General features: G+C 35.5%; 10 protein-coding genes and 6 pseudogenes. 10 read left to right on the forward strand and 6 right to left on the reverse strand.

What is annotated here, in order from left to right:
* Positions 1-423: 423 nt before the first annotated feature.
* Positions 424-2421: a WD0745 family porin gene (locus NBW37_RS07370; RefSeq protein WP_250296368.1), complete on the reverse strand. Its 1998-nt coding sequence runs from the start codon at positions 2419-2421 to the stop codon at positions 424-426.
* 339 nt (positions 2422-2760) lie between these two features.
* Between NBW37_RS07370 and NBW37_RS07375 the strand changes: the two genes are divergently transcribed.
* Positions 2761-4050, forward strand: a complete 1290-nt coding sequence (locus NBW37_RS07375) for a lipase family protein (RefSeq protein WP_250296369.1) — start codon at positions 2761-2763, stop codon at positions 4048-4050.
* A gap of 43 nt (positions 4051-4093) precedes the next feature.
* Here NBW37_RS07375 and NBW37_RS07380 read toward each other — a convergent pair.
* Positions 4094-4913 (reverse strand): annotated as a pseudogene (locus tag NBW37_RS07380) (3'-5' exonuclease).
* Complete coding sequence (gene era / locus NBW37_RS07385; protein WP_250296370.1) at positions 4906-5790, reverse strand: GTPase Era; 885 nt, start codon at positions 5788-5790, stop codon at positions 4906-4908. Before era ends, NBW37_RS07380 begins: the two are co-directional and overlap by 8 nt.
* Positions 5791-6865: 1075 nt before the next feature.
* Between era and NBW37_RS07390 the strand changes: the two genes are divergently transcribed.
* The 5 genes and pseudogenes from NBW37_RS07390 to NBW37_RS07410 all read left to right on the forward strand — a co-directional run bounded on the left by NBW37_RS07390 (position 6866) and on the right by NBW37_RS07410 (position 12150).
* The gene (locus NBW37_RS07390) at positions 6866-7465 is read left to right on the forward strand and encodes a peroxiredoxin (RefSeq protein ID WP_250296372.1); all 600 of its coding nucleotides are present in this window, start codon (positions 6866-6868) and stop codon (positions 7463-7465) included.
* Entirely contained in the window at positions 7452-8390 is a 939-nt protein-coding gene (gene trxB, locus NBW37_RS07395; protein ID WP_250296374.1) for a thioredoxin-disulfide reductase, read from the forward strand. The genes NBW37_RS07390 and trxB overlap by 14 nt, the downstream gene beginning before the upstream one ends.
* A gap of 207 nt (positions 8391-8597) precedes the next feature.
* Positions 8598-10226, forward strand: coding sequence for a TomO hydrophobic C-terminal domain-containing protein (locus tag NBW37_RS07400; protein ID WP_250296375.1), 1629 nt, complete (start codon positions 8598-8600; stop codon positions 10224-10226).
* 79 nt (positions 10227-10305) lie between these two features.
* A pseudogene (locus NBW37_RS07405) lies at positions 10306-10846 on the forward strand (IS66 family transposase); the annotation flags it as partial.
* A 292-nt stretch (positions 10847-11138) separates the two neighbouring features.
* A protein-coding gene (locus NBW37_RS07410; protein WP_250295836.1) for an IS630 family transposase occupies positions 11139-12150 on the forward strand; the annotation gives its coding sequence in 2 pieces (ribosomal slippage) (positions 11139-11651 and positions 11653-12150; 1011 coding nt in all).
* Positions 12151-12179: 29 nt separating this feature from the next.
* On the opposite strand, the gene NBW37_RS07415 is transcribed toward NBW37_RS07410, so the two are convergent.
* Positions 12180-13616, reverse strand: coding sequence for an IS4 family transposase (locus NBW37_RS07415; protein WP_250295910.1), 1437 nt, complete (start codon positions 13614-13616; stop codon positions 12180-12182).
* A gap of 60 nt (positions 13617-13676) precedes the next feature.
* Between NBW37_RS07415 and NBW37_RS07420 the strand changes: the two are divergent.
* Positions 13677-14067 (forward strand): annotated as a pseudogene (locus tag NBW37_RS07420) (IS66 family transposase); the annotation flags it as partial.
* 14 nt (positions 14068-14081) lie between these two features.
* Here the strand turns inward: NBW37_RS07420 and NBW37_RS07425 are convergent.
* Entirely contained in the window at positions 14082-14954 is an 873-nt protein-coding gene (locus tag NBW37_RS07425; RefSeq protein WP_250295817.1) for an IS982 family transposase, read from the reverse strand.
* A gap of 88 nt (positions 14955-15042) precedes the next feature.
* On the opposite strand from NBW37_RS07425, the pseudogene NBW37_RS07430 reads away from it, so the two are divergent.
* Positions 15043-15210 (forward strand): annotated as a pseudogene (locus NBW37_RS07430) (IS66 family transposase); the annotation flags it as partial.
* A 15-nt stretch (positions 15211-15225) separates the two neighbouring features.
* Here the strand turns inward: NBW37_RS07430 and NBW37_RS07435 are convergent.
* A complete protein-coding gene (locus NBW37_RS07435) occupies positions 15226-16098 on the reverse strand; it encodes an IS982 family transposase (protein ID WP_250295817.1) in 873 nt (290 codons plus the stop codon).
* A gap of 90 nt (positions 16099-16188) precedes the next feature.
* Between NBW37_RS07435 and NBW37_RS07440 the strand changes: the two are divergent.
* Positions 16189-16402 (forward strand): annotated as a pseudogene (locus NBW37_RS07440) (IS66 family transposase); the annotation flags it as partial.
* A gap of 21 nt (positions 16403-16423) precedes the next feature.
* A pseudogene (locus NBW37_RS07445) lies at positions 16424-16578 on the forward strand (IS66 family transposase); the annotation flags it as partial.
* Positions 16579-16582 lie beyond the last annotated feature (4 nt).

Here is a 16582-nt window from a genome sequence, read left to right on the forward strand (position 1 = left end):
AATTGATTGAATTTGAAAGTAGCTATACGGCTAGTAGAATAAGGGCAGTGTGTTCTTTTCTCATCATCTAAGTAGCCATAAAGCGTCATTCCGGTGACCATAGGGTGTCATTCCAGTGCTTGACACTGGAATCCAGGAAATTTTGCTTGTAAGTAAGCAAACTGATTTGGTGAGCATAAAAAGTGGCTGATCTTATGCTGAATAAACGCTTTTGATGAAGTTGCATGGAAAGCTGGATCCCAGTGTCTGGGCACTGGGATGACATCCTTCTTGGTGGAGTGTCCTCAAATCACAATGTTCGTACAGTTGTGTGTCACGCACTGGGATGACAGGAGAGAGGACACCATATGTTTATTTGATCGACAAATAAACACTAACAGATAAGATACACACCACATTCAAGCTGTGGTGTGTACTGGTTGGTTAGAAAGAAAACTTCACACCAGTGAGCAGAAGAACTCCTTGGTTAGAAGGTACATCAGCACCATCTTTATCTTTCAGTGCACCTTTTTCGTCAGTCATAAAATAATGGAGAGCTGCGTAAGGAACAAATTTGCTCTTACTGCATGCAGGAGACAGATCATATTGAACGCCAAGTGCACCATCGTGAAGCATATCTCCATCATTCATTCTACTGCCAAAGTATGTCAAGCTTGTGTAGATATTCTCATATTGATAGCCAACACCTGCAGTCCAGTATATAGTGTCTTTACCATCTCCTACAAATTGATCTTCTAAGCCTTTCACTCTTTTACCATCATCGGTAGTGGTATCACTATCAATTTTGCCGTATTCACCATTATTGCCTAATTTTTCAATACCTTTTGGTTGACCAGATTTGCCCAAATATGCAAAAGAAGCAGCAAATTTTACACCTTGATCTTCATTAATCTTATAATCAGCGCTTACACCTAAATTAATACCTGCCAGGTTATTGTATTTTATGAACTCCTTATAAAGATGCTTATCTTTATTTGGTTCTTTTGCTTGACCATACTCACCAACCACAGAAGTTTTAACTTTTATATTATGTTTACTAAAATCATATTCATATGATGCACCAGCACTTACTATATGCTCGTAGTCTGGCCCAACATGTCTTAACGTCTCCTCATGTTTTACCCCCGTTACCTTATTACTTGAATCTTTGAGAAGATCTGGAGCTATTTCTTTTACAACGGATAAACCACTATCATAGCGAGGTGAATAGCTAACACCAAATCTTGCACCCATATAATTTGGTGAGTAGTAAGCAACTCTAAACGGCAGTGTAGTCATAACATCTTTGTTGTATTTTCCTGCCATACGGAAGGAGAGTTTTTCACTCTCGCTTGAGAAGCTTTCAGTGTAAAGACGTGGTGTTACGTAAAATGGAAAATTTGCAGCACTTCCTTCTAAATTCACTTTTCTGAACCAGTCGCTATCTGCAGCTCCATCAACAGTTGCAATTCTTGTTGCATCAAGTCTCATCAGAGCCTCAGGACCAAATTGGTAACCAAGCTTCACGTCACCATATTTTGAACTCAAAAACACATGTGCACTTCTGCCCCTTGCAGCATTCACACCTTGTGATGCTCCCTTACCTTCAGTAACTGGGACATGAAACTGCACATCAGCACCATAAAGAAGTCCTAAATCTTCATTTTTGTTTTCAGCTCTTAAGTGCAATATTGCATCCGAAATCATACCCATGCTTTCGCTATAATCACCAATATTTCCTATTCCCTCAGGGAATATTGGATTTGCTCCTTTTATGTTATTCTGAGCATTGTTGAAATAATCTGCAGATTTGCCCGGCATAATGTTATAATGCTTATCACCAATTATTCCAGGTTTGCCATGGCTTTGAGCATCAACAACACCACCGAAAGTTATTCTTAAGCCATCTTTTCCTTGGTTAGTGTCGATAATATCAACCCCACCAACTGAAACAACAGGATTTGCCTTAACTTTTTCCTCTGTATTTTTGTTAATAACTTTTACATCCTTCTTTACATCTTTAGCTTCAACTTTAGCATTCTTAGTTTTAGAACGCTTAGTTTTTGAAACTTTATCTTTTTCTATATTAGAATTCTTAGCGCTTAGAGCTTTCGCTTTTGAATCCTCTATAAGCTTTGCTTTTTTCTCATTTGCTAACCTGATCTCCTCTTTTTTCTTCTGCTCGGCTGCTAATCTTAGCTCCTCTTTTTTCTTAAGCTCTTCAGCTTTTTTTCTTGGATCAGCATTACATATTCTGTCCATCTTTTCTTTCAGTTTTTTATTTGATGTTTTCATAACTTCTGTTTTTCCAGAAGTTTTTGTGCTCTCTTGCTTTTTTATTTCCTTCATACTCTCATCAGGAAAGTCAGCTGCAAAACTGCTGAAAGAACATAAAGTTAATAAAGAAACTAGAGCAGTTCTAGTATACATAGACTTTTTCATGAAGTGCCCCCAAAAAATTTCGAAATCATATCTTAAATGTAAATAGTATAAAAATGTTGAAAATTCAACTTAAAGCAACCTTATAACGAAAATAAAAGTAAAATGCAATACCTTAAAAGCAACTTTCTTAATATGCTCAACGTGTATATTAACCAAAATTTAGTACAGAGGTTCGCTTGTTAGTGCATTATAACTCGACTATTTATTCTATGGAAGTAAAATTTTTACTCAAAGTGAGAGCATATAAAAAATTAAAATGTTAATATGGTTGTTGACAATAATATCAATCTACATTATAGTTAAATAAAGTTGTTTAGTTTTAAATAGATCGAGGTATTTATGGATTTTAGTTTCTTACGCAATTGGTTTAGTACCACAAGTACTGGTGCAAGTAGTATAGATTCACAATTAGAACAATCAAGCTCTATTTTAGCAGATGACGGCAAATGTAAGATAGAAGAATATGATGATGAATTTGAGATCATTGAAGATTATGAATTTATAAATCCTCGTGACCCAAATGAACCACATTCTTTACCTTCCTCTTACCAGATAGATGAAAGTATCGCAGAAATTGCAGGATTTAATAAAGAGAAATTATTAGAGATGAGTAATTTTTGTAAAATAAGCTATGGTGATAACGACAATAAGTTAAGTGAAAAAAGATGCAACACCTTAGCTGAAGAATTATACAAAACTGGATTTGAAGTTACTACGGAAGGTTATGAAATTATTCCATCCCCTGAAAAAATGTATAAAACTAGAGCTGAACTTACTAAAGAAGGTTATGAAATCATTCCATTTGGTAATAGCTTTGAAAAAGATGCTGGTCATGTTTTCATAAAAGGTAAAGAAATAACAATAGCTTACCACGGTACTCGTATGAGTCATGGTTTATGGGGCTTAAATGATCTAATCACTGATCTAAATGCATCTTTTACTACTTCAGAACTTTTACCTGACGGTGGAAGAATTCATCGTGGTTTTTATAATTCATTTACGGATTCATGGCCTAATCTTTATGGCATTTTGAAATCTCATGCTGAAAAACAAGGATCAGAAATCAAAGATTTTAAAATAAATCTCACAGGTCACAGTATGGGAGGAGCTATTGCTAAGATAGCTGCTTTATGTCTTAATAAAACAGAAGGTGCTGAAGATGTTCACGTTGCAACTTTTGGTGACCCAAGGGTTTTTGACCTTGCTGCTAGTAAATTTTATAATGACGTTCTTCAAGAAAAAACCATTAGAGTAACTCAACATAGACAAGATCCAGTGCCAGCAGTATCACCTGGTCTTTTTGGTTATGCTCATGTAGGTGCACAATTAAGAATATCAGCACCGGAAGGATATTCCTTTCATAAAATAGATGGGTATCATGAAACTGTTAAAGTAATGGATGAAAGTGATTTCAAGTTAAATAATAACGTATCTCTCTTTTACTATCCTGTTAGGGCATTAAGCCTAATTAATTGTGCGATTTTAGGTAATGTTCAATATTGCGCTGCCAATGCGGTAAATTATATTGTTGGTGGGTCAAATTTTTTCGAAGAAGTAAAAAATAAAAATTCTTCTCAGCTTGAACAAGCAGAAGTTGAGAGTTCTTTGTCTACTGTAAGGAGTGTATAACTATTACTATGGAGCAATTATTAGATTGCTCCATAATATTTATTCATTTAAATTCAATATAAAAGTTTCCACCACAACCATTCCTCTTTAAATTTTTTTAGATGTTCTTTTTTTTCGCACTCTAAAAGCAGCTCTTCCACGCTTTTGTTGTAGCTTTCAGTAGTGATTCTTCCCTGATGATGCATGAACCTTAAGTAAATCAAATAAGTGTTAATTACATCTGTTTCACAATAATCTCGAATCTCTTGTATCTTGCCGCTATCGTATAAGCCCATAACTTGTGACCCATCAACTCCAATCTTACCAGGAAGATTAAATGCTGCACAAACTTCGTTCATTTTTACTCTCGCAGAAGCTCCAAAATCAGAGAGGGATTCAAGCAAATCACAATGCCAATCACTGCTATATCTCTGATTGTAACTATTCCACTTATCGCCAGCTTTATGAAAATATTCTGCTTGAATGCCATGGACCATAGCACGATACTTCAGCACTGGTATATCAAAAGTGCGTCCGTTAAACGAAACTAATCTTGGCTTTTTCTCTGATATGTAGTTAAAAAATCCTTTCACTAGCTCTTTTTCACTGGAATTTAGTGTGCCTCCAGATCTTATTTCTTGCAGTGTGAACACCTCATAACCACTCTGGTAGCTTATATTGCAAAGTAAAAAACTAATAACTACAATTTGGTGGAAAGGCTGACGCAAAAAAGAGTTTTGCCCGTTTGTTATTTCGAGATGATACTTTGTTAATGCATCCCTCTTCTCTTCTACACTACTATCGTCATCAATATCCAGCAAATTTTTGCAGGAATTTACATCTGGTATAGTTTCAATATCAAATACCAATAAAGAATTAAGCATTGCCTATATACTCCTCCGGACGGTCGATCCAAGGTCGCACTTTTACAAATAAAAAGAGGTGTACCTTGCACTCAAATAATTTTTCTAGTTCAGCACGCGCTTCGATATTAATTTTCTTAATATTACTGCCATCTTTTCCTAGCACTATTTTTTTATGACTATCTTTCAACACAAATATTATCTGTTTTATGACTAAACTCTTATCTTTTTTTTCCTCAAATTGTTCAGTTATAACAGCTGTAGAATATGGCAATTCTTCACGCAAATTCAAGAATAACTTTTCTCTCGTAATTTCTGCTGATAAAAAATTTGTCGAGGAATCGGTTATTTGATCTTCTTCATAAAACCAAGGGCTCACAAGTGCAACTTCAGACAAGTAATTCATCAAATCAGAAAGTCCATCACTCTTTAATGCTGATATTATAAAAATTCTTTCAAACTTATAAAGCAAATCTAGATGTTCATATGCTATCTTCAGTTCAGGCTTCTTTACCAAATCAATCTTATTGATGACCAAAATGCATCTGCCTTTTGTACGTTGCAGCCGCGCGAATATGGTCTTGATTCTTTCTATATTTTTCAAATAATTGCTTGCATCGATAAGCAACAAAGTGATGTCACTATCCTTAACTGCCAACCATGCAGATTTGACTAAAGCTTTTTCAAGTTTTGTTTCTGCTGAGAAAATTCCCGGGGAATCAGTAAAGACAATTTGTGTGTTGTTGCATGTTGCAATACCCCTTATTTGCGTCCTTGTTGTTTGTACTTTAGGGGTAACAATTGCAATTTTCTTGCCTATGATGCTGTTAATTAATGTAGACTTCCCAGCATTTGGTAAGCCAGCTATCGTTACAAATAAGCACTTTTGTTCTTTCACAAAGGAAATTATAAAGAAAACTGGATGCGAGTGTCAAGCTACTTTCATGACCCCAATCCCTACCATCCTCTTGATTTCTACTACCTTTTTCATTCTAGGCTGTGCTTTTATGGTAACTAATCTCGTTCAAACTATGATTAATGAGTCACAAATAGACCAAAATAATAATAGACTTTGCGTAACCATATAACATTGGGAATAGAAACGAAAAACTTCCTTGACAAACTCCACCAGCCCTCTTATCATGAAACTGAAGCTATATTATTTAACTTCCCAATCTGTGCAGATTAAAATGACAAGAAGACTTGTATTTGGCGTACTATTGTTTAATTTTTGCACTATGTGCATACTATGTCTTTATAAAAATTTTGGGTTTTTACCCACATAAGCTGAAAAGCGCTTATAAAGCGTTTAAGACATCACCCAACGTCAAATTTTAAAATAAAGAGTGGAATAACTAGCTACTCCGGGGATTCTTTGTCTTTTTTTTCTGCTGGTAAATTTCTTAAACATTTATAGCTTAAGTTAGTTGCGTTTAAAAGCAGCTAAATTGCAGTGTTTAAGACTTAAAGAACGCCGATACTGAAAATAGACAATGACTAGGGCTTCTTTTGCCTTTTTTTTCGTTTGGTAAATTTCTTAATGTTTATGGCTAAAGTAACTTAGGTTCACCGACAATCGTCATCCCGCTACGTGTTAGCGGATGAGATACCGCGAATGAATCGCGGTATGACGGTTCGTGGCGGCATAGCAATTCGTCATCCCGCAGCGGGATCTCTTGTTAGCGCCGCGGCGGTATGACGGTTAAGTAGGGTGTCATCCCAGTGCGTGACGCTAGAATCCCCAAAAAAGGATGATGTCATCCGAGTAGCTGACACTGGGATGACAGGAGAAGGTACTCGGATGACACCCTTTTGGATGGAAAGCTACTTGCATGACACCATTCTTTTTCCTGCTTATCGGTAAAAAAGAAGAGCTATTTGAGGAAGTTTTTATAGGACTAAAATCAAAGAAAACTTGCATATAGGTTCATCAAGGTGTAAAATTGGACTTGTTTTAAAAGAATAGGTCAATTATGAATCTTGTAACAAAATCTGCTATCGATTTTACTGCTTCAGCTGTTCTCTCTGGTGGAGAAATTGTTGATGATTTCTGTCTGAGTAAGCACATAAAAAATAAGTATGCTGTCCTTTTTTTCTATCCACTTGATTTTACCTTTGTCTGTCCAACTGAGTTGATATCATTTAGTAATAAAATAGAGGATTTTTCAAAACGTGGTGTTGAAGTGATAGGAATAAGTGTAGATTCAAAATTTTCACATTATAAATGGCGAAACACTCCAGTTAATGATGGTGGTATTGGAGAGATTAGCTACACTTTAGTGTCTGATATCAAAAAATCTATATCAAAAGACTATGGGGTCTTATATGATGACTCAATTGCGCTGAGAGCAACTTTCGTTATTGATGATAAATTTATTGTACGTCATCAATCGATAAATGATTTGCCTTTAGGGCGTAATATCGATGAATTCGTTAGAATCGTTGATGCAATTAAACATAATGAAGAGTATGGTGAAGTATGTCCAGCAGGGTGGAAAAAAGGTAAGCCAGCAATGCAGGCAAGCGACGAAGGAGTAGCTGATTATCTAAACTCATACAGTGAAGAATTATAAATTTAGTACAAAAGTTCTTATTATTGGATCCGGGGCAGCGGGTTATGCTGCCGCTATATATGCAGCACGTGCAAACTTAGAGCCGATTGTAATAACGGGAATGCAGCCTGGTGGTCAGCTTACAATTACTACAGATGTTGAAAACTATCCTGGTTTTGTTTCAATACAGGGTCCAGAACTAATGGAGCAAATGAGGTTGCATGCAGAACAGGTTGGAGCAAAAATAATAGATGATGAGATAAAAAGCGTTGAACAACTTGAGGATTCTAATGAGTATAGGTTTAGATCTTCTGGTAATATCAATGACTACTATTCAGATGCAATTATAATTGCATCCGGTGCGCAAGCGAAGTGGCTTGGTTTGGAGAGTGAAAAGGAATTTCAAGGTTACGGAGTTTCAGCTTGTGCAACTTGTGATGGTGCATTTTTTAGAAATAAAGTTGTAGCTGTGGTAGGTGGTGGAAACACTGCTGTTGAAGAGGCGATATTTTTAACTCGATTTGCCAAAGAAGTGCTATTAATACACAGGCGTGATAAATTGAGAGCGGAAAAAGTAATGCAAGATAGGCTCTTTAAAAATGATAAAATAAAAGTAATGTGGAACCATACCGTAGAGCAGATTCTTGGAGAAGAAAATCCAAAAAGGGTTGCTGGTATTGCGATTGAATCAGCAGAAACCCAAGAATTAAAAGTGGATGGAGTGTTTATTGCAATTGGGCATGCACCAAATACGGGTATTTTTAAAGGCTTTGTTGAAATGGATGAGCAGGGTTATATAATTACAAAACCTGGAACAACTTTAACTAGTAGGGCAGGAGTGTTTGCCGCTGGTGATGTTCAAGATAAGGTATATCGTCAGGCAGTAGTTGCAGCAGGAACAGGATGCATGGCTGCGCTTGATGCAGAGAAGTTTTTGGAGTCGTAGTTAATTCTAGGATTTTATAGCTAAAGTGACTTAAGTTTACCGATAATTTTAAAAACAAAAATTCGTCATTCCGCTACTTGTTAGCGGAATCTATGCTGAGATACCGCGGCGGTATGACACCTTTCTTGGGTTAGCTATAGATAAATTGCTTGCAATTTTCCTTTTTTTTTACATAATTATGTTAGTAAATTATTAGGTAGGTTTAATATGCTTTATGGAAGGAATGGGATAAATACTGGATATAATCAGAAAACTCCAGAACCGCTCGATGAACCAACACAAAAGTTATTTAAAGCTATTGAGAATGAAAACCTAGAAGGTTTTAAGCAAGCTCTAAAAGAAGGTGCGGATGTTAATGCGTTTGATGGAGAAGGCATGACACCTTTGATGTCTATCGTTAATGCCTGTGCTACCAGCGGTGATGGACAGCCCACGTTAGAAAAAATGGCTAAATTGCTTATACAAAATAGCAGTATCGATATTAACGCTCAAAGTAGGGAATATGTTTATGAGGAAAGGCAAAAGAAAGATCGACATGGGCGTCTAGTATATTTATCTCTCGGTCGAGAAGTAGTACAAATGCAATCAGGTTATTATGTATATTGTGATGATGATCAACCTGTAGATGGTGGGAATAGTATACACTTGAGTGAAATCTACGGTGGTGTGATGGAGTACGTTAAAACTTCTAAGATGAAGAAAGATACAGCCCTACATATTGCTTGCCAAGTTGGAGCTAGAGATATGGTAAAAATATTGCTCACGTACCCAAATGCAAGCACTAATGTCAGAAATTATAAATATGAAAGCCCTGAAAATTGTATTGAAAGAGGTTCCGGAGATGTAATAAAATTGGAGTTTAAAAAAGCACAAAAAGCAAACGAGTTGTTAGGTGCTCTTGCTAGTAGAAAATTTTACCAAGCGAACATGCTATTGAATGAAGAGCTTAACCCTAATTGCTGGAAAAGAACCTACAATGAAGAAATAGAAACACCGCTTAGCTTAATTATCGAATCGTGTTTACGAGGAATAACACCAGGTAACGAAGAAGTATTGACAAAACTTTTAAAACATAAAGAGCTGGATTTTAGTCAAATAAAGCCAATACAAGCTATAGAGCGAAATCCATGGGTGAAGCGAATAATTGAACAAGCTATCACAGAGCGATTAACCGCTACTATTAATAAAAAAGATTTAGATGATGTAAAAAAATTAGTAGAAGATAATGACTTCATGAGTCATGCAATTGTTACTGCTGCATTGAGGGGTGTTAATAATCCAATCGAATCTATTACAAATTATCTAAATGAAAAATTTCCTGCAAATACATTACAACCTTTGGCAAGTACTAATATACCAGCAGGTTTTGAGGAGTTTGCACAAGAACTTGTAGATGAACTTGAAAAGACAAAAGCTCAACTTGCAGAAAAAGAGCAAGAGCTGGATAGTGCAAAGCAAGAGAAATTAAGTCAGCAAGCAAGGATTAGCGCTCTTACTAATCAAGTAGCTCGACTGACTGAAGAAAGAGATAGGTTTTTATCAGAAAATAGACTGCTCCGTACTAAAAGTCTGAGTAATAAAAACGAAAAACCCTCACGAGCAATTTCTCCTGGTAAAAAACAAAGCAACTGCGCTTCTGCTTCTTTTGTGTTGTCTGGAGCGTTTGCTATTGGTGCATGTTTAACAATACCTAATTTGGAAATATGTATTCCACTTGCTGTAACTGCATTTGCCTTCTTTACAATTGGATGCTACTGTTCATACAAAGCAAACACAGCACTTAGCGACGTTAAAAGCACTCAGGTATCCGTTCAGCGGAGTGGCAGAATAAGGTAGACAAGGTGATCTAAAAAGATAATCATAGAGCAAAAGTGAGGTAAACCTTTTAGAACTTTGCAAAAATTTACAGCAAAAAATAGAAAAGTTAGAAGCAAAAATAGAAAGGCTGGAAAGAGAGAATGAAAGTTTAAAAGCAGAAAGTAAAGCTTTGAAGATAGAGAACGCTGAATTAAAGGAAAGTAAACTCGAAAAATTCATCTCTACCAAGCTCTAGAGAGTTGTACAAAATAAAAAAGGACAAGCCAAAGAGCGACAGAAACGTCGGTGGTCAGGTTGGTCATAAAGGAAGTTTTCGCGCCAAAATGGATGCAGATGAGGTGATAAAAGTAAAGTTGTCATCTACTTGCGAATGCGGAGGGAAGATTGCAATATATGGGAAACCTTACATTCATCAAAAAGTTGATCTTCCGGAAATCAAGCCTTATGTAGTAATTAGAGCATGGCCGTTGCCGGAGATGTGGGAAAAGAAGAAGCAGTAAGTTACCAGAAGGTGTTACGTCAGATACCAAGGAATAATTGCAGCGTTCAGCGGATTTTACAAAAATTCAAAACGCGAAATAGCGAGTGTCGTAAATGATATCTTCAATTTGAACATAAGCGTCGGTAGCATATCAAATCTTACTATTACCCACAAATAAAAACATAGTATTGTATTTACTCAAATAATTTAATTTTATTAACCTGAAAGCTTATTGGATTAAAATTATTAAACTAAGAGTTATAATTTTAGCAACTAAAAGCTGTAAATTGCACCATATAAACAGTTATTTCAAGCAAAAGTTATGCCATTAAGAGCTATGCAACAAACATTTATATTTGTGGGTAATAGTAATACCAATCTCCACTAATAGATAGACAAATAGTAAAAACTACAAATAATTGAGGCTAGAAAGAATAAATATGTAGTTTATGGCAGGAAAAAGTAAAGCAATAGGAGAAGAACTATATAATCAATGCAAGTTAGAATTAAAAAAATATGGAATAAGAGGAGAGATAGGAAGAAGGTTACAAGCAATAATATCAGCAAAGGAGTATGGTATCTCAAAAGTTGCTAAAATATATAGAATTACGAGAACGACATTAATGAAATGGATTGCAAGATTTAAAGAAAAAGGTGTTATTGGGTTTGCAATACAGCCAGGGCGAGGACCTAAACCAAAACTGAACGAGGAGAAGAAGGAAAAAATAAGAGAGGTAATAGAAGAAGATGGGGCAAATCTGACTGCTAAAAAATTGCAAGGTATAGTTGAAGGAATGTTAGCTATCAAAGTAAGTGAGTCAACGGCGAGAAGGCTTATGAAGAAGCTAGGATTTACATATATCACACCTCGTCCAGCACATTATAAACAAGACAAAAACAAACAAGAGGAGTTCAAAAAAAATCTCAATGAAATTGTGGAAAAGAACCGGAAAAAGGAGGTTTTTTTTCGATGAATCGAGATTTGGAACGCACTCAAAAGTTGGACATGGATGGTTTAAAAAGGGCTCAAGAACACAAGTTAAAGTAAAAATCGGAAGAGAAAACTTCTATCTTTACAGCGCTGTAAATCCCAGGAATGGAGAGGATATTAGCCTACTTGCTCCACATGTAAACACAGATTGCATGAACATATTTTTGGAGCAGATGTCGAAAGATTTGGGGACTAGAGAAGCTTTTCTTATCATGGATTGCGCAAGTTGGCATAGGTCTAAAGGTTTAAAAACTCCTGAAAATATCACCATAATTTATTTGCCGCCGTACTCGCCTGAGCTCAATCCTGTGGAAAGATTTTGGCAACATTTAAAGGAAAATATAATAAAGAACAAGATGTATGACTCTATTAAATTACTTGAAAATGCTGTATCTGAATTTATTCGAGATATTACGGAAAGTTCGATCAAAACCATTTGCTCTGTGAATTATTTGTCTAGTTATTTATGAGGGTTGGTATAAGATATCAAATCTTACTATTACCCACAAATATGTGGTTCATGAGCAAGTCTCCATCCTTCTGCTAGATCAAAGAGACGTCTCCACCCTTTCCAAAGAGTAATTGGTCCTGGTTTTGGGTCGCTTTTTCTTGCTAAATGACCTCCAAGTTGAGCAATCCACGAAACGGCTTCTTTTATAGTAGGGGCTATACTTGGACATGGTTTTCTGTGTATTTTAACATATAAAACTTTCCATTCTTCCTCAGCTAATAAGCCAGTACATGGTAATGTTGGGTTAGTTCTTGCAATTGATGTAATAAAGAAAATTCTCCAAGCAATAATGCTCATGACTGTTAAATACCTCATTAATCTTTCTGCTGTTCCAAGTCTACATTCCTCAACTTTGAGACCAGATTTTAAAATCTTATGCAATATCTCTATTTTCCATCTCAAACAATACCAACTAATTTTTTCAACAGCTTCTTCAAAAGTACTGACCGAAAGATTTGTTAAAAGCATCCACTCTAGCGGACTTGCTCCTGGAGGAGAATTTCTTTCAACAACATGAATTGCGTAAAGTTGTAGACTGAATAATGCTGCTGGTTTATATTTTATGTGACCTTCTTTACATTTTATGTGGCTTTCATGTGGACTCATCATAAATTTTCCGAATCTAATTTCTAGAAATGCTGTCCTTTTTTGCTTATCATCTCTAGCAGGGATTTCAACTTCTACTTTTCCAGTGCAAGGAAGACCTTGGATAAATGACCATAATTTTTGCTTATTCCTGGTATACATAAATTTTTTATTTACATTTCTGTTGTGACGAGCTCTTACTAAAATTGCTGAGTTAAGATTATGTGCAAGTTCAAAAAAATCATGTATATCTGCTTCTCTGTCACATACAGTTATAACCTCTGTTTGGGTCTGATCTATAATATTATTTGTTTTCTTTAAGCTTTCTAGCCATTTCATACTTTCTTTATCCTCAATATGAACGTTACTACGATGACTCTTTAGTCTTTTTTCTTCTTCAGAAATTGGTGGCCTCGAGTAAATCTTTTGATCCAATATTCCTAGTACCAAACCTTCCGTACTAACAGCAAGGGCTGTATGCATTACTGTACCTTTACCTCCTTTCCCAGCAATACTTCCCAATCCGCTTGTTTTTTTATGACTTGAGTATGAAATATAAGTTGTATCTTGAATTACAAGGACTCTTTTATGAGCTTTTGTTCTTTCAACTGTTTTATCAATGTGTGAAGCTAGAATATCAACTTCTTTTACGTTCTCATTTTGAAAAAAACGATATGCAGCTTTTGCTTCTGACCAACTTCCGCATGCCTCATTAATTGAGCTTTCAGGTGAACCTATCACACTATTAGCAATATTCACTAATCTTTCGGTCAATCTTTTATCTCCAAGTGAAGCATCTCCAAATTCATTTTTAGCCCACTCATTACTCTCGTTTGCCATTTTTATACCATCAATATTTGCAAACTCTAATATTGTAATACTTTATTCATAAGTACATCTATATTTGTGGGTAATAGTAAGATATCAAATAGTGAACATAGAGTTGCTTCAAAATGCAAAAAAATGTATGAACAGATCGAACAAGAGATAAAAGTTCTACATATTGATGAAACGAGCCATTATAACAAAGGTAAACTCGCTTGGTGTTGAAGCAATACGGCAAGTTTTGTGAAGTTGACAGAGTCAAGGGGAATGAAAGTTTTAAAAAATAGTGTATGCTGCAATCGTAATAGCTTGGTAGTAACCGACAGATATGCAGCATACAACTACTTTGCTGATGAAAGAAGGCAAATCTGTTGGATCAAGGGATTTTGAAAGATTAGCGCATAGTTGGAAATTTGAAGTTAAAGTTCTGGGCTGTTACTTGAGAAATGTAGCCAATGAGTTATTTACCCCAGTTGCGGATTAATCAATATAGTAAAATCTAGAAATACAGGGCTTTTTAGGCTTCATGGAATATGAAACTAATGTGGAAAAGACGTGCACCAAGAAATTTATTGGAGACCTGTGCCTTGAATGCTCAAGCTCAAGTCTGTCTTTTAGGTAGCCAAAAACTGTTTCAATAATCGACCTTTTTCTTAAAAAAATCTTTTCTTCAAGTAGCATTAATGTGTTTTTCATACCTTTTTTTACTTTGGTAACGAGTTTTAGTCCTCTATCGAAGAGTTTTGCAAAGAGCTCTTTCTTTATATAGCCCTTATCACCAAACAAAAGACCAGTCAGTTTTTCAGTTAATTTTGGTACTGGTTTTCTGTCGTCAACGTTACCTTTAGTAAGTGTAACTCCTTGAATTTCACCTTTTTCATTAATTACCATATGCAATTTAAAACCAAAAAACCAGCCATATGTAGTCTTTCCAAGCTTTGCCAATCCTTTGAAAACTTTGTTTCTTGAGATTCTTTTTGGATGGCAAACAGCGATAGATGTTGCATCTATGTACGAAATCCCTGTCATTTTCGACTGCTCACATAGCCATTGCAAAAGTAATGCTAAATACCATAAAACCCTCGGTTTTAGCCTAATAAATCTACTATATGTTGGCAAATTTTGAAACTCAGATCCATATAGTGCTTTCAAATAATATGTATAGAAAGATTTAAAGTCCTCACATCTAGATTGTTGATAAAGTAAAATTATAGTAAGAATTTCAGAATGCGTAATCTCTGGCGTTCTGGTAGGTTTTTTACTGTTTGGCAGGAGTTTTTCTGCGAAATTTTTGTTTATAGCCTTGCAAAAATCGTCTACAAAGCAAAATAATTCTGTTACATTTTTATTCATGGGTAACCTCTCTACTTTTTGATAATATGTTTCCGGAGTTTACCCTATTTCCCTATCTTTTTCACTGACTTCTAATCCGCAACTGGGGTTATTTGCACTGAAAAAAGCTTTACTAAAAAATGAGATAGATATTTCAAGATTTATTAGACGTGCCAAGAAATTGCGAAAACGTACAAGGTATTATTTGAAGGAAATATCTCGCTTACCTGAAGCAATTGGAGCGTCTCGAGTTGCAAAGAATATTTTGAAATCTGAAAACCCCAGTTGCGGATTAATCAATATAGTAAAATCTAGAAATACAGGGCTTTTTAGGCTTCATGGAATATGAAACTAATGTGGAAAAGACGTGCACCAAGAAATTTATTGGAGACCTGTGCCTTGAATGCTCAAGCTCAAGTCTGTCTTTTAGGTAGCCAAAAACTGTTTCAATAATCGACCTTTTTCTTAAAAAAATCTTTTCTTCAAGTAGCATTAATGTGTTTTTCATACCTTTTTTTACTTTGGTAACGAGTTTTAGTCCTCTATCGAAGAGTTTTGCAAAGAGCTCTTTCTTTATATAGCCCTTATCACCAAACAAAAGACCAGTCAGTTTTTCAGTTAATTTTGGTACTGGTTTTCTGTCGTCAACGTTACCTTTAGTAAGTGTAACTCCTTGAATTTCACCTTTTTCATTAATTACCATATGCAATTTAAAACCAAAAAACCAGCCATATGTAGTCTTTCCAAGCTTTGCCAATCCTTTGAAAACTTTGTTTCTTGAGATTCTTTTTGGATGGCAAACAGCGATAGATGTTGCATCTATGTACGAAATCCCTGTCATTTTCGACTGCTCACATAGCCATTGCAAAAGTAATGCTAAATACCATAAAACCCTCGGTTTTAGCCTAATAAATCTACTATATGTTGGCAAATTTTGAAACTCAGATCCATATAGTGCTTTCAAATAATATGTATAGAAAGATTTAAAGTCCTCACATCTAGATTGTTGATAAAGTAAAATTATAGTAAGAATTTCAGAATGCGTAATCTCTGGCGTTCTGGTAGGTTTTTTACTGTTTGGCAGGAGTTTTTCTGCGAAATTTTTGTTTATAGCCTTGCAAAAATCGTCTACAAAGCAAAATAATTCTGTTACATTTTTATTCATGGGTAACCTCTCTACTTTTTGATAATATGTTTCCGGAGTTTACCCTATTTCCCTATCTTTTTCACTGACTTCTAATCCGCAACTGGGGTTGAAAGAATGATGTGGAAATTTTTAGATGACCCAGCCGCTGACAAATAATCACGCTGAACGGCAAATACGGCATTATGTCGTTTATCGCAAAAATTCATATTTTACACAATCAGAACGAGGAAACTCATTCCTTGAGCAAATAATTTCGTTATACTTAACATGGAAACAGAGGAGGCTAAACCCTTTTCACAATCTTCTATCTATCGTTTCTTAAACCACTCTGCTGAACGGATACAATAACCACGCTGAACGGCAAATTCGGCATTATGTCGTTTATCGCAAAAATTCATATTTTACCCAATCGAAGCGGGGAACTTAAACGGATAATTTCGTTATACTTAACATGGAAACAAAGGGCCTTTTCACAATCTCCTATCTATTGTTTCTTAAACCA

The organism is Wolbachia endosymbiont of Oedothorax gibbosus, from assembly GCF_936270145.1.
Lineage (GTDB): Bacteria > Pseudomonadota > Alphaproteobacteria > Rickettsiales > Anaplasmataceae > Wolbachia.